Source organism: Nocardia yamanashiensis (assembly GCF_021183565.1).
GTDB classification, from domain to species: domain Bacteria; phylum Actinomycetota; class Actinomycetes; order Mycobacteriales; family Mycobacteriaceae; genus Nocardia; species Nocardia yamanashiensis.
This window is the reverse complement of sequence record NZ_CP089226.1, coordinates 638932-652650: the sequence shown is the minus strand read 5'-3', so window position 1 is coordinate 652650 and position 13719 is coordinate 638932. Positions and strand designations below refer to the sequence as shown.

The 13719-nt window shown below is 69.5% G+C and carries 13 protein-coding genes; 3 read left to right on the top strand and 10 right to left on the bottom strand.

Annotated elements, in window-relative coordinates:
* Positions 1–112 precede the first annotated feature (112 nt).
* The 5 genes from LTV02_RS03015 to LTV02_RS02995 all read right to left on the bottom strand — a co-directional run bounded on the left by LTV02_RS03015 (position 113) and on the right by LTV02_RS02995 (position 5822).
* Positions 113–1768, bottom strand: coding sequence for an AMP-binding protein (locus LTV02_RS03015; RefSeq protein ID WP_233038014.1), 1656 nt, complete (start codon positions 1766–1768; stop codon positions 113–115).
* A gap of 36 nt (positions 1769–1804) precedes the next feature.
* Complete coding sequence (locus LTV02_RS03010) at positions 1805–2353, bottom strand: nuclear transport factor 2 family protein (protein ID WP_233038012.1); 549 nt, start codon at positions 2351–2353, stop codon at positions 1805–1807.
* A 117-nt stretch (positions 2354–2470) separates the two neighbouring features.
* Positions 2471–3805 carry a helix-turn-helix domain-containing protein gene (locus LTV02_RS03005; protein ID WP_233038010.1) on the bottom strand — a complete coding sequence of 445 codons (1335 nt, stop codon included), beginning with the start codon at positions 3803–3805 and terminating at the stop codon, positions 2471–2473.
* Between the two features lie 115 nt (positions 3806–3920).
* Complete coding sequence (gene hflX, locus LTV02_RS03000; protein WP_233038008.1) at positions 3921–5408, bottom strand: GTPase HflX; 1488 nt, start codon at positions 5406–5408, stop codon at positions 3921–3923.
* Between the two features lie 42 nt (positions 5409–5450).
* Positions 5451–5822 (bottom strand): MerR family transcriptional regulator, encoded by a 372-nt coding sequence (locus LTV02_RS02995; RefSeq protein WP_233038006.1) that lies wholly within the window; start codon positions 5820–5822, stop codon positions 5451–5453.
* A gap of 60 nt (positions 5823–5882) precedes the next feature.
* On the opposite strand from LTV02_RS02995, the gene LTV02_RS02990 reads away from it, so the two are divergent.
* Together LTV02_RS02990 and LTV02_RS02985 are read left to right on the top strand one after the other, a co-directional pair.
* Positions 5883–6989, top strand: coding sequence for an alkene reductase (locus LTV02_RS02990; protein ID WP_233037996.1), 1107 nt, complete (start codon positions 5883–5885; stop codon positions 6987–6989).
* Between the two features lie 117 nt (positions 6990–7106).
* Entirely contained in the window at positions 7107–7607 is a 501-nt protein-coding gene (locus LTV02_RS02985) for a hypothetical protein (protein WP_233037994.1), read from the top strand.
* 4 nt (positions 7608–7611) lie between these two features.
* Here the strand turns inward: LTV02_RS02985 and LTV02_RS02980 are convergent, their stop codons facing one another.
* From LTV02_RS02980 to LTV02_RS02960, 5 genes are all read right to left on the bottom strand, one after another.
* Positions 7612–8304: a nucleotidyltransferase domain-containing protein gene (locus tag LTV02_RS02980; RefSeq protein WP_233037992.1), complete on the bottom strand. Its 693-nt coding sequence runs from the start codon at positions 8302–8304 to the stop codon at positions 7612–7614.
* A 75-nt stretch (positions 8305–8379) separates the two neighbouring features.
* Positions 8380–9324 (bottom strand): diaminopimelate epimerase, encoded by a 945-nt coding sequence (dapF, locus tag LTV02_RS02975; protein ID WP_233037990.1) that lies wholly within the window; start codon positions 9322–9324, stop codon positions 8380–8382.
* Positions 9325–9338: 14 nt separating this feature from the next.
* On the bottom strand, positions 9339–10160 hold the full coding sequence (locus tag LTV02_RS02970) for a TrmH family RNA methyltransferase (protein ID WP_233037988.1): 822 nt from the start codon (positions 10158–10160) through the stop codon (positions 9339–9341).
* Positions 10161–11093, bottom strand: a complete 933-nt coding sequence (gene miaA, locus LTV02_RS02965) for a tRNA (adenosine(37)-N6)-dimethylallyltransferase MiaA (protein WP_233037986.1) — start codon at positions 11091–11093, stop codon at positions 10161–10163.
* Entirely contained in the window at positions 11090–11965 is an 876-nt protein-coding gene (locus LTV02_RS02960; protein WP_233037977.1) for a class III extradiol ring-cleavage dioxygenase family protein, read from the bottom strand. Before LTV02_RS02960 ends, miaA begins: the two co-directional genes overlap by 4 nt.
* Before the next feature lie 176 nt (positions 11966–12141).
* On the opposite strand from LTV02_RS02960, the gene LTV02_RS02955 reads away from it, so the two are divergent.
* Complete coding sequence (locus LTV02_RS02955; RefSeq protein ID WP_067706684.1) at positions 12142–13584, top strand: DUF349 domain-containing protein; 1443 nt, start codon at positions 12142–12144, stop codon at positions 13582–13584.
* The last annotated feature ends 135 nt before the right edge of the window (positions 13585–13719 follow it).

Here is a 13719-nt window from a genome sequence, read left to right as displayed (position 1 = left end):
ACCCTCCCTGCCAGAACTGCGATAACGGCATCGTAACGAGTTTCAGTTCCGGTCACCGGGCGCGGGGCTTGCCCCGGCGGCGGGAGGATGCCCGGCCGCCGGAGCAGGCAACTCACAGCAAGCGCCGCCGGCCGTGGTCGGCGAATTCCCGCTCCAAGTCCGCTTTGTCTGTTTCAGTCATGGGCCGGTAGTCCGGATTCCCGCGCCCGGCCCACTGGTGGACCGGCTCATCGGTGCGCCAGCCCTGCTCACGCAATTCCCGTTTGAGCACTTTGTTGGAGCCGGTGACCGGCAGGCTCGCCGAGACCCGGAGCAGGCGGGGCATATCCTTGGCGCCCAGATCGGCTTGCGCGCACAGGAATTCGGTGAACTTGACCAGGTCGAACGCCGCCGGATCGGCCACTTCGATCGCGGCCATCACCCGGTCGCCGGAGCGCGGATCGGGCACCGCGTAGACCGCGGCCGCCACCACCTCCGGATAGCGCCGCAGCACCCGTTCGATGACCAGCGCGGAGATGTTCTCGCTGTCCACCCGGATCCAATCGCCTTGGCGGCCCGCGAAATAGATGAACCCGTCGGTGTCGATATAGCCGAGATCCCCGGTCCAATACCAGCCGTTGCGCAGGCGTTCGGCATCGGCGGCATCGTTCTTGTAGTAGCCCTCGAAGATCAGCGCTCCGGCCTTGTCGACCATCTCCCCGATGGCCTCGTCGGGATTCAGCACCCGCCCGTGCTCGTCCAGCACCGCCCGAGCACAGTCTTCGAGGGTGTCGGAATTCACCACGGCGACGCCCGGATGCGCGGGCCGGCCCAGCGCGGCGGGCGGGGCGCCGGGGGCCAGCGCCACCGAACCCGAACCCTCGCTCGAGCCGTACCCCTCGAACAGCGGCGCGCCGAACCGCCGCCGGAATTCGGCCTGATCCTCCACCGAGGCCTCGGTGCCGAAACCGCGGGTGAGGCGATTGTCGGAATCGAGTTCGGTTTCCGGCGTGGCCAGCAGGTAGCCGAGCGCCTTGCCGACATAGGTGAAGAAGGTCGCGCCGAAGAACCGGATATCCGGAAGGAATTGCGAGGCCGAGAATTTCGGGGTGAGGCAGACCGTCGCGCCATTGGCCAGCGCCGGAGCCCACAGCGCCATGATGGCATTGCCGTGGAACAACGGCATACAGCAGTAATCGACATCCTCGCGCACATGCCCGAATTTGTCGGTCGCGCCGTAAGCGATGAAAGCCAGTCGCTGCTGACTGCACTTGACCGCTTTCGACGTGCCGGTGGTGCCCGAGGTGAACAGCAGCAGGAGCAGCGACTGCGGCGTGGCGGTAGCCGTCACCGGTTCGCCGCGATGGGAGTCCAGCAGTGCCGAGTACGCCGGATCGTCCACCAGCAGCAGGCGATCCGGCTCCAGGCTCGGCTCCAGACCGCGCAGCCGTTCGAGCCCGGCGGCATCGGTGACGATCAACTGGCAGTCGGTGTAGGCGATATCGGCCGCCAGCTGGGCGTCCCCGCGCGTCGGATTGATCCCGACGACGACGGCCCCGGCCAGCGCCGCGCCGCCCAGCCAGAACACGAAATCCGGCACGTTCTCCAGCAGCACGCCGATATGGAACGGTCCGTCCCGCCGCAGTTTCCGGGCCAGCGCCGCCCGCGCCGCCGACTCGCGCACCACCTCGTCCCAGGTCCAATCCCGGTCCCGCGTGCGCAGTCCGGCCCGGTCGTCGCCGCGCCGGTCGAGCAACATGGTCGCGATATCCGTGCGCCGGTCGGTCATGTCATTCCGCCTCTCCCCGAACAGGTTCCAGTATCGTCACGCGTCCGCGTGCACGAGGGCGATATACGCGGCGGGCAACTGGTCGCGGGTCAGCTTGGTGACCTCGACCGGGCCGGAATGGTAGGAGTCCTCGCCGAGGATCAGGCCGTCCGCGTCGATCGGCCACAGCAGCAGCTGGCGCATGACGATCAGGTAGTCACCGTCGGGATCGTCGACGAAACCGAGCGCGGCGGCGTATTCGCCCGGGTAGAGCTGGCGCAGATAACCCTCGGTCACCACGCAGTAGTCGTCCACCACCAGGCGGTCCAGCGCGAATTCGAGATAGTTGGAGCGGCTGGCGACGAAGGCGGCGTAGTAGTCGCGCACGCCCTGCGTGGTCTTCGGCCCGACGTCCTGTCCCTGCATCCAGAAGTGGTAGTCGGGGTTCGGGGCCAGGGTGGCCATGAGACCGTCCAGGTCGGTGGCGAATTCGGCCTTCATGTGCTGGATGACGATCTCCAGGACGACGCGGTGACGCGGGTTCGTGGTGGCGGCGAGGCGTTCTTCCAGCAGCCGCCAGGTATTGGCGGGATCGATGATGCTCATGGCGAGACTCCTTCTCGAGCAGGGGAATTGCCCATCGATCTTCACGAGCGGGCGCGGGGCGGGGCAGCCGCCGGGCGTCGGGCGAATCCGGCGACGATCCGACGGGTGTCGGTTCCGTCAGCGCTCGCGCGCCAGTTCGGCCGAGGAGAGCGCGATGCGGCGCACGGTGAGCACCAGGGTCGCCAGGAAGCGATCCAGGGCCTCGTCGATATCCCAGCCCATGAGCGATTCCACCTGGGCGATGCGGGCCGCCACGGTGCTGTGGTGCAGGTGCAGTTCGGTGGCGGTGCGGCGCAGCGAACCGTAGACGCAGAACGCTTCCAGGGTGTCGACGGCCAGCGCACCGGATTCGGTGGCCGCGAATTCGTTGAGTCGCAGTACATCCGGGGTGGCGAGCAGGCGCTCCACCGGGACGTCGGCCAGCAGTTCGAGCGAGCCCAGCCGATCGAAGGCGACGGCGCGGCGACCGTGCCAGGTGGACGAGGCGAACCGCAGAGCACGGCAGGCTTGATCCCACGACGCGGGCGCGGCCAGTGCGGGCATCCGCGCCCCGATCCCCATCCACGGCCCGCCGCCGCCCGACCGCGATGCCGGAAACGCCTCGGCGATAGCGGCATTCACCGTGTCCGAGAACGCCCGCCCATCCAGCCAATCCTGGGTGAGCACCGCCGTGATCTCCCCGATCACCGCCACCCGGCACACCGGCACCCGCTCGGCCACCATCCGCACCGCGTCCTGCGCGCACGGCCCGGTCACCGCCACCACCCGCACCTCACGCGCCTGATCCAGCCCGAGCAATCGCATGGCCCGCACCCGATCCTCGGCCCGCTCCTTCTCCGACAACACCACCTCGAGCAGTGCCGGATCCCCCAGCCGCAGTGGACCGTTCGCGGCTTGCCGCGCGGCGACCACCCGCAGGCAATGCCGCAGCCGATCCAACACCACCGCATCGAGTGGATGCTCACTCCCGCGCCGCTCGAGCCACACCTTTGGCTCCGCGCCCAGATCCAGGTGCGCGGGCGAATGGGTGGCGGTACCTACGGCGACACCACCACCCGCCCGGGCGGCCCGGTTCGGCGCGGCGTCGCCAGGCAAATCGGCCACAACTGCCTTCAGCGGGAATCCGGGCTCGGGGCCCTGCTCCGCACCCACCTCGCCGTCGTGACGCGGGTGCGCCTCGGCGAGCGACTGCGCACCGGAATCCGCGGCGGAGGCCGAGGTGTGGCGTGGCACCGGCGCGCCGATCGCATCGAAACGAATGACCGTGCCGCTGGGCCAGGTGGCGGTGACCACACATTCGGCCAGGCGCGCCGCACCGCGCACGGCTGCGGCGGCATCCGCGGCGGATTCGTCCAGACGATCGAAGTAGGCGATGACGCGCAGCACCGAGGACGGGTCGGAGCCCAGGGCGGACAGGCGGATCGAAAGCTGGTTCGGCGCTTGCTCGCTCACTCGACAACCTCACTCCGGCGGAACTGTCCGATCAGAGTGCCAAGGGAGGGTGCGGGTGCGGGGCGGATCGCCCGAATCAGCCGACTGACCGGGATCATTCGGCTGATTCGGGGTCTTACTCCTCGGTGGACTCGGCTCCGGCGTGCGCGAATTCGGTGAGCTGGCCGGCGAGGGCGTTCGGCACCCGGGCGCGCACGCGCGTACCGGTTTCCACGTGCTCCTCGGTAATGATCTTGCCGTCGGCGTGGATACGGGCCAGCAGATCGCCGCGGGTGTAGGGCAGCAGCACGCTGACCTCCACGTCCAGGCCGCCGAGCACGGTGTCCAGGCGGGCTTTCAGATCGTCGAGACCCTGGCCGGTCTGCGCGGAGACGAAGACCGCGTCGGGCAGCCAGCCGCGCAGCTGGGTCAGTTCCATGGGATCGAGGGCGTCGATCTTGTTGACCACCAGCAGTTCCGGCGGGGCCGGAGTCTTGGTCTCGCGCAGCACGTCGGTGACGACCTCGCGCACCGCCTTGATCTGCTGATCCGGCAGCGGGTCCGAACCGTCCACCACGTGCAGCAGCAGGTCCGCGCCCGTCACCTCTTCCAAGGTGGAGCGGAACGCCTCGACCAGCTGGGTGGGCAAGTGACGCACGAAACCGACGGTGTCGGTGAACACCACCTCGCGGCCGTCTTCCAGGGCCGCCTTGCGGGTGGTCGGGTCGAGGGTGGCGAACAGCGCGTCCTGCACCAGGATGCCCGCACCGGTCAGCGCGTTCATCAGGCTCGACTTGCCCGCGTTCGTGTAGCCGACGATGGCGACCTGCGGGATACCGCTCGAGGTGCGCCGGGCGCGCTTGGTATCGCGCGCGGTCTTCATCTCCCGGATCTCGCGGCGCAGCTTGGCCATCCGCTCGCGAATCCGGCGACGGTCGGTTTCGATCTTCGTCTCACCAGGACCGCGCAGACCCACGCCGCCATTGCTGCCGGCGCGGCCACCGGCCTGCCGGGACATCGACTCACCCCAGCCACGCAGTCGCGGCAGCATGTATTCCATCTGAGCGAGGGACACCTGCGCCTTGCCCTCGCGGGAGGTGGCGTGCTGGGCGAAGATATCGAGAATCAGGGCGGTGCGGTCGATGACCTTGACCTTGACGACCTTCTCCAGCGCGGTCAGCTGCGCGGGCGAGAGCTCACCGTCGGCGATCACGGTATCCGCGCCGGTCTCGAGCACGATGGCGCGCAGTTCCTCGGTCTTACCGGAACCGATATACGTGGCCTTGTCCGGTTTGTCGCGGCGCTGCACCAGCGAATCGAGCACCTCGGAACCGGCGGTCTCGGCGAGTGCGGTCAGTTCCGCCATGCTCGCCTCGGCCTGCGCGGCCGTGCCCTCGGTCCAGACGCCGACCAGCACGACCCGTTCCAGTCGCAGCTGCCGGTACTCGACCTCGGTGACGTCCTCGAGCTCGGTGGACAGACCGGCTTGGCGGCGCAGCGAGGCGCGTTCCTCGAGCTGCAGCTCACCGACGGTCGGCGCGGCGGACCAGCCGTCCTGCGCACCGTCCTGGGCGTCGTCGATCTCCTCGGCGGGAGTGAACTCGTAGGTTTCTTGTTTACTCATACGCCTCCATGGTCCCACGGACCGCCGAGCGCCCGCATTCGGTTATTTCCGGGCGAAGCGTTCGCCCGCCCGCACGATCACATCATCGAGCACTTCGCGGGATCGCAGCAGGTCGGCGATGGTGCGATCGATGCGGTCGCGTTCGAATCGCAATTCCTCGACCAGCTGGGGTGTGGCGCGCTCGTTCGCGCCGCCGTCGGTATCGCGCATGCAGGGCAGAATCTGGAAGATCTTCTTGCTGTTCAGGCCGGCCGCGAACAGTTCCTGGATGTGAATGACGCGATCGACCGCGAGCTCCGGATAGTCGCGCTGCCCGCCGGGGGTCCGCGCGGCCACCAGGAGGTTCTGCTCCTCGTAGTACCGCAGGGACCGCTCGCTCACACCGGTACGTTTTGCCAGCTCACCGATTCGCATGGGGCACTCCGAAACTCAGCACTTGCAGCTCACATCAATGTCAGGTTTTACCTTACCGGCATGACGAAAACAGCCGCTCTCTTCAGCACCTACCGGTTCGCCGGACGGGACCTCGACCACCGCCTGGTGATGGCGCCGATGACCCGCAATCGCGCCGCCGCGGACGGCACCCCGAGCGCCCTGATGAGCGAGTACTACACCCAGCGCGCCGGGGCGGGCCTGATCATCGCCGAGGCCACCACCCCGAACCGGGTCGGCCAGACCTACGCCGACATCCCCGGCCTCTACACCGACGCGCACGTCACGGGCTGGCGCGCGGTCACCGATTCGGTGCGCGCCGCCGGCGGCCGCATGTTCGTCCAGCTCCAGCACGGCGGCCGCGTCGGCCACCCCGACAACAGCGGCCTGCACCCCATCGCGCCCTCCGCCATCCCGCTGCCCGAGGGCATCCACACCCCCGCCGGCCACCAGGACTCGGTCGTTCCGAAGGCGATGGACACCGACGACATCGAGGCCACCATCGCCGATTTCGTCACCGCCGCCCGCAATGCCGTCGCCGCCGGTTTCGAAGGCGTCGAGATCCACAGCGCGAACGGCTATCTCCTGCACCAGTTCCTGGCCGCCAACACCAACCACCGCACCGACGAATACGGCGGCTCCATCGCGGGCCGCATCCGCTTCACCCTCGCCGTCGTCGACGCCGTAGCCGCCGCCATCGGCCCCGACCGCGTCGGCATCCGCCTCTCCCCCGGCGTCACCGCCAACAGCATCGCCGAAACCGACACCGAAGCCCTCTACCCCGTCCTCGTCGCCGCCCTGGCCGAACGCCGCCTCGCCTACCTCCACCTGGTCTTCGCCGACCCGGAAAGCCCCCTCTTCCACCAGCTCCGCGCTCTCTGGCCGACCACCCTCATCGCCAACCCCAACCTCGGCTGGGGCGTCCCCCTCCCCGCCGACGGCGGCCGCGCCGCCGCCGAATCCCTCCTCACCGCCGGCGCCGACCTGATCTCCCTCGGCCGCTCCTTCCTAGCCAACCCCGACCTGATCACCCGCCTGCAAACCGGCGCTCCCCTGAACCCGGTCCGCGACGCCCACCTCATGTACACCGGCGGCCCCGAGGGCTACACCGACTACCCGGTCCTGGACCGAATCCCCTCCGCCGCATGACCGCTCCGGGCCGGACCGCCGAGATGCGTTCGCGAGCCACCCCTCGCTACAGTATCGACGGCCCGGCCATACCCGTCAGGTCACTCGTTCGAAGTCTCGACCCTGGGGGCACATTTCATGCGGGCGTATCGCGCCGTTCTCGTCGTCGCGCTCGCGGCATTCACCCTCACCGCCTGCTCGAGCTCGGAGCCCGCGCGCACCGGCCCGTTCGATCCGTGCACGGAGATCTCGGACGCCGTGTTCAAGGACGCGCGCTACGACCCGGCATCGAAGAAGACGACTCAGACGGTCACCGGTCGCGAATCACGCTGCACACTCTCCGGCACCACCGCGAGCGATCACGGATCTCTGATGCTCGAACATCCGAACACGGTGACGGTGGGCCTGACCTACGACTATTTCCTGGCGTCGGCACAATCCGGCGGTACCGCGGCGACCGTGACCAAGGTGAACGGCCGCGACGCGTACCTCAGCGGCCAGGGCCTCCTCGGCTGCACCATCACACTGCGTACCGCCACCAGCGCCCTGTCGCTCACCGTCAGCGACCACCACAGCTCCGACTGCCCCGCCGCCGAACGGGTGGCCGCCAAGCTCGAACCCAGCATCGGCTCGCGCTAGCCCGTTAATCGAGATTGGCCCGCCGTACCCGCTGCAGGAAGTCCTCCAGCGGAGCCTCGTTCGCCCGCTGCGGCAGCGCGGTCGTAGCGGCGTCGAACTTCTCCTCGTACTCCGCGATCAACGCCTTGGCGGCGGTCTCGCCCGACTCGGTCATCATCTGCCGTCCGAATTCGAAATACGGCTCCGGATCGGGCAATCGGATCGGCAGTACGCCGGTCGTGTACAGCTCGTAGCCCTGCCAGAGCAGTCGCCGCACGTGGCGGGCGTGCTTGGCCAGGCGCACATCTCCCAGGCCCTGGGTCTCACGCCGATTCAGCATCCGCCGGAACTGCGCCATGGCGTATCCGAAGTAGGAATGCCGGACCCGTTGCGCCGAAAGGAAATTCGACCGCAACGAGATCAACTCCCGCCCGAACTCCGTGGTCACGGTGTACTCGTCCAACCACAGGATCTCGCTGGCGGTGGGGTTGCACGACAGCACCAGGCCCATCAGTTTGCCGACCTCGTGATACGTCGCGTCGGCGCCGTCCCGGCCCTGCCGGGTGCCGCGATCCCGCGTCGGGGGGTGCAGGCCGAGGAAGGTCCGGGTCGGTTCGACGTACACGCCCAGGTAGTCGAAATCGCTTGTGGGCGTGTTCAAGCCGTAGGCGTGCGAACCGACCACGCCTTCGAGCAACAGGTCACTTCGGTCGGTCATCGCGCATCCTCTCCCCGCCTTCCGAGTGCAGGAAGTATCGCTGGCGGATGCGACCGAGAACAGCGAATATTCGGGTCAGGCGTCCTGCCACCACTTGGCGGCGATACGGCCGGAGGCGACCAGGACGGAGGGGCCGCGGAGGGTGGCGGCGCCCTGGTCGATGGTGACGGTGACGGTGCCGCCGGGGATGTGGACCTGGATGTGGCCGGTGTCGGTGGCGAGGTCGAAGCCGGTACCGGCCAGAGCCGAGGCGGCCGCTGCTACGGTTCCGGTTCCGCAGGAACGGGTTTCGCCGACGCCGCGTTCGTAGACGCGCATGTTGACGGCCTTCCGGCCGTCGGAGTCGACGTGGAGGGGGGTGAGGATTTCGAGGTTGACGCCGTGGGGGAAGAGGGTGTGGTCGAAGCCGGGGGCGTGGGTGAAGTCGAGTTCGCGGAGGGCTTCGAGGGTGAGAGTCGGGTCCACGCAGGCGAGGTGGGGGTTGCCGACGTCGATGCCGAGGCCGGTGAACTGGCGGCCGTCGATGGAGCCGGCGGATTCGCCGAGGACGCGGACCCGGCCCATGGCGACCGTTACTTCGCCGTGGACGGGGTCGGCGTGGTGGACGACCACGGGCCGCGCGCCGGCGCGGGAACCGACGACGAACTCGGTGCGGGTTTCCAGGCCGGTCGCCGCCAGGTAGTGGGCGAAGACGCGGACGCCGTTGCCGCACATTTCGGCGATGGAGCCGTCGGCATTGCGGTAGTCCATGAACCAGTCGGCGGGGGCGACACCGTCGGGGAGGGCTTGCAGGACACCGGTTTCCAGGAGGGCGGCCGCGCGGGCCACCCGCAGCACGCCGTCCGCGCCGAGACCGCGCTGGCGGTCGCAGAGGGCGGCGACGCGGGATTCGGTGAGCTGGAGCCAGGCGTCGGCATCGGACAGGATGACGAAATCGTTCTGGGTGCCGTGACCCTTGGTGTACTCGATATCGGCTTCGCCGGTCAGGGGCGAGCCGTCGCTTACCGTGCCGTTGTCCATGCGCCTCATAGTCCTCACCGCAACGCCCGGCGCTGCCGGGCTATTTCGTACAGGGCCACCGCCGCCGCCGAGGGCGCACCGAGGGTGCCGTCGGTCGGGATGCAGACCAGCTCGTCGCACACCTGCCGCCAGGTGGGGGCGAGTGATTCGCTGTCGTCGCCGAGGACCAGGACGGTGGCGCCGTCGAAGTCGAGCTCGTCGAGGGCGATGCCGCCGTGATCGTCACCGCCGACGATACGGGTGGCGATGCCGCGGGCGTGTTGCCGGGTTCGGAAAGCGCCGACGGCGGCGGGCCCGGGGGCGCGCAGCACGGGCACCGCGAACAGCGCGCCTTCGGAGGCGCGCACGCTCTGCGGATCGTAATGGTCTGCGCCGGTACCGGTCACGATGACGCCGCCCGCCCCGAACGCGGCCGCCGAACGGATGAGCGCGCCGAGCCGGGCCGCCGAGGAGGGCCGGTCGAAGACCACGACGGGAATCGGCCGCTCCGGCGTCCCGGGCGTGAAATCGTCGAGCTCCATCCGCCGGGTGACCGCCACCGCGACCAGATCGGGCACGGGTCCGGCGGGTTCGGCCAGTTCCGCCATCACCTCCGGCACCAGCCCGACACTCGGCACGCCGCTGGTGTCGAGCACTTCCCGCGCCCAGGACGGCGGTTCCGGCGCGCCCAGGCGATAGACGAGAGTTTCCAGCGGCCAACGGCATTCGAGCGCGCGGGCGATGGCCTGGCGTCCGTGCACCAGGAACCGGCCGTCACGCAGCCGGGTGGCGCGATTGTTGAGATATGCCTGCCATACCTGAACCGCGGCGGTGCGGGTGTTCACGCGGCGTGTCACTCAGCCGACTTCCTGTTCGTCCCTCGTCGTCGGGGAGCCGATGAGCGAGAGTGTGGTCGCCACCAGCTCCGGGTCCGCGCCGTTCACCCAGCGCACGCGCTGATCGCGGCGGAACCACGAGCGCTGCCGCCGGACATAGCGGCGGGTGCCGATGAACGTACGCTCCTGCGCTTCGTCCAGGTCGTATTCGTTGTCGAGATAGTCGAGGACTTGTGCGTAACCGATGGCGCGGCGGGCGGTCTGACCGTCCCGAAGCCCCTGCCCGATCAGCGTGCGCACCTCGTCGACCAGCCCGGATTCGAACATGAGCGCCGTGCGTAGTTCGATTCTGGCGTCGAGTTCCGCGGTCTCGCGATCGACCCCGATGATCCGGGTCCCCCAGCGCGGTTCGCCGATCTGCGGCGCGGACGCGGCGAACGGCTGCCCGGTGATCTCGACGACCTCGAGCGCGCGCACCATGCGCCGGCCGTCGGTCGGCAGGATGGTGGCGGCGGCGACCGGATCGGCCTGTTTCAGCGCTTCGTGCACGGCCACGACGCCGCGTTCGTCGAGCACCGCCTCCCATTTCGCGCGAACCGACGGGTCGGTGGCCGGGAAGTCCCAATCATCAAGCAGCGCTTGCACATACATCATCGAACCACCGACGATGACCGGCGTGTGCCCGCGCGCCATAATCGCCTCGACATCCGCGCGCGCCGCGCTCTGATACGACGCGACCGTGGCGGTCTCGGTGATGTCGAGAACGTCGAGCTGATGGTGCGGAATGCCCCGGCGTTCGGCGAGCGGCAGCTTCGCGGTGCCGATGTCCATCCCGCGATACAGCTGCATGGCGTCGATGTTCACGATCTCCCCGTGCAGGCGCTCGGCGAGCTCGAGGGCGAGATCGGATTTCCCCGTGGCGGTGGGGCCGACGACGGCGACGGGGGTGATCACGCGCGCTCCCCCGGCCGCCAGACGCCGACGTGGTATCCGACGCCGAACGGAGCTGCGGCGTAACGGGTTTCGACCCGCGGACCGGCGGCATCGGCGGCGAACAGCCCGGCCAGCACCTGATAGGCGGCGCGGCCGCCGACGGCGAGCTCCGCGCAGAGTCCGGCATCCAGCGCGGCGAGGGCCTGCCGATCGCCCGCCGACAGGGCCCGCTCGATCCCGTCCTGCACCTCCTGCGCGCGCTCGTCGAAATAGCGCGGGGCGGCGAGTGACAAGGTGGCGGCGCCGTCGGCGACGACGAGCACTCCGCACGCTTCGGGCCGCGCGTCCAGTTCGGCGCGCAGCCGCCTGCCGTATTCGAGGCAGTCGGCGGGAGTGGCATCGGCGAAAAGGATCCGGGCCTCGGCAGTGGCCTGCGGCGCGACGGCTGCGCGCAGCCAGCCGCCGATCAGCACCGGCAGCGGCAGATTCGGGTCGGCGAGCGGCTCGCCATTCTCTCCCGGCGTCGCGCCCGCACCGTTGGCGGATAGTTTGCTGGTATCCCGGTCGGCCGCGCCGGCTAATCCGACACGCACATCCACGCCGAATCCCCGGAAGGAACCGACGGTCTCCTGACCGAAGGCCCGCACCGGCCCGGGGCCGGCGGCCTCCACTTCATGTCCACTGGACACACCGACCGGTACGAACTCCGAGGTCACCTCGGCATCCACCCCGACCACGATCCAGTGCGTCGCCCGGCTCGCGAGCGCCTCCCCCGCACCCAGCACCGCGGCCCGTAACCCCGCCACCTCGCCGGACGCCGCCGCACCCGCCGCACCACCGAGTTCGGGGACCAGGACGGGCGGTGAGGGGACCAGCGACGCAACACGGAACACGCCGTCAACCGTAGCGCTAACGCACCTCACCAGCCCCACCCCACCTGGGTCGCCGCGCCGCCGAAGCTGGCTCAAAGACAGCATTTCCCATCTCAGCCTGGTTGAATGGGATGCAGCTAGACCGATGAGCTAGGGCGTAACCAGGCAGCCGTGACGCGCGGCAGGGACGAGGAGCAATGACCGACAACAACGGAACCGAGAAGGCCACCCAGCCGGAGTCGACGACCCCGGAGGCCACCGAGCGTCCGTCACCGGCAGCCGCCGCCCAGCGACCGTCACCGGCAGCCGCCGCCGGTCCCCGACCGGGCGCCCAGGGCCGCAAACCGGAGTCTCCCAAACCACACGCCGTCAAACCCGCACCCGGCCCGGCCACCCCGCACCCGCATCCGGTGGTCGTGCCCACCGTGAGCGATCCGAGCCGCTGGGGCCGGGTCGACGAGGACGGCACGGCGTGGGTGAAAACCGCCGACGGCGAACGGGAGATCGGCTCCTGGCAGGCCGGTGACGCCGCCGAAGGACTGGCCCATTTCGGCCGCCGCTTCGACGATCTGGCCACCGAGGTGGCGCTGCTGGAGGCCCGCCTCGCCGCCGGCACCGATGCGCGAAAGACGAAGGCCGCCGCGACCGCGCTTGCCGAGACATTGCCGACCGCCGCGGTGATCGGCGATCTCGACGGTCTCGCCGCCCGGCTACGCGCCATCATCGAACACTCCGACGAGGCGGCCGCGCACGCGAAGGAGGAGAAGGAGCGCACCCGGCACGAGCAGACCGAGCGGAAGGAGGCGCTCGCCGCCGAGGCCGAGCAGATCGCCGCGGAATCCACCCAGTGGAAGGCCGCCGGGGATCGCCTCCGCGAGATCCTCGACGAGTGGAAGACGATCCGCGGCGTGGATCGGAAGGTCGACGACGCGCTCTGGCGGCGCTTCTCGAAGGCGCGCGAGGCGTTCAATCGCCGGCGGGGCGCGCACTTCGCCGAACTCGACCGCGAGCGGGCCTCGGCGAAGACGCGCAAGGAGGAGCTGTGCGTACGCGCCGAGGAACTGTCCGGTTCGACCGACTGGTCGGGCACCGCGGCCGTCTTCCGGGATCTGCTGACCGAATGGAAGGCCGCCGGGCGCGCCCCGCGCGAGGCCGACGAACAGCTCTGGCGGCGGTTCAAGGCCGCGCAGGACGTCTTCTTCGCGGCGCGTAATTCGGCCGCTTCCGAGCGGGACGCGGAATTCGAGCACAATGCGACCGCGAAGGAAGAACTGCTCCTCGCCTACGAGAACATCGATCCGGAAGCCGGACTCGATGCCGCGCGTACGGCCCTGCGCGAACTCCAGGAGAAGTGGGACGCGATCGGTAAAGTCCCGCGCGAACGCATCCACGATCTCGAGGCGCGCCTGCGGACGATCGAGAAGCGGGTCCGGGAAGCCGTTGACGCGCAGTGGCGGCGCACCGATCCCGAGGCGATGGCCCGCGCCGCGCAGTTCCGGGAGCGGGTGGCGCAGTTCGAGGAGCAGGCCGCGAAAGCCCAGGCGGCGGGCAAGACTCGCGATGCCGAGAAGGCCCTGGAGCAGGCGAAGCAGTGGCGGGAATGGGCCGAGGCCGCCGAAGGCGCGGTCAGCCAGCGCTGAGCGGTACCGGGTGGTCCGGCGCGAATCGAGCCGGACCACCCGTCCCTGCCGGGCGCGTTCCGAACCCTCCGCCGCGGTAGGAAGCCCGCGAGTTTGCTTGCGGCGCAATCGGACCGCCGACACGTACCGGCGATC

Excerpts from the sequence above, each read along its gene's own strand:
- dapF (WP_233037990.1), bottom strand. The coding sequence starts at position 9,324 with ATGGACAACGGCACGGTAAGCGACGGCTCGCCCCTGACCGGCGAAGCC.
- LTV02_RS02955 (WP_067706684.1), top strand. The coding sequence starts at position 12,142 with ATGACCGACAACAACGGAACCGAGAAGGCCACCCAGCCGGAGTCGACG.
- LTV02_RS03015 (WP_233038014.1), bottom strand. The coding sequence starts at position 1,768 with ATGACCGACCGGCGCACGGATATCGCGACCATGTTGCTCGACCGGCGC.
- hflX (WP_233038008.1), bottom strand. The coding sequence starts at position 5,408 with ATGAGTAAACAAGAAACCTACGAGTTCACTCCCGCCGAGGAGATCGAC.
- LTV02_RS02995 (WP_233038006.1), bottom strand. The coding sequence starts at position 5,822 with ATGCGAATCGGTGAGCTGGCAAAACGTACCGGTGTGAGCGAGCGGTCC.
- LTV02_RS02980 (WP_233037992.1), bottom strand. The coding sequence starts at position 8,304 with ATGACCGACCGAAGTGACCTGTTGCTCGAAGGCGTGGTCGGTTCGCAC.
- LTV02_RS02985 (WP_233037994.1), top strand. The coding sequence starts at position 7,107 with ATGCGGGCGTATCGCGCCGTTCTCGTCGTCGCGCTCGCGGCATTCACC.
- LTV02_RS02990 (WP_233037996.1), top strand. The coding sequence starts at position 5,883 with ATGACGAAAACAGCCGCTCTCTTCAGCACCTACCGGTTCGCCGGACGG.
- LTV02_RS03010 (WP_233038012.1), bottom strand. The coding sequence starts at position 2,353 with ATGAGCATCATCGATCCCGCCAATACCTGGCGGCTGCTGGAAGAACGC.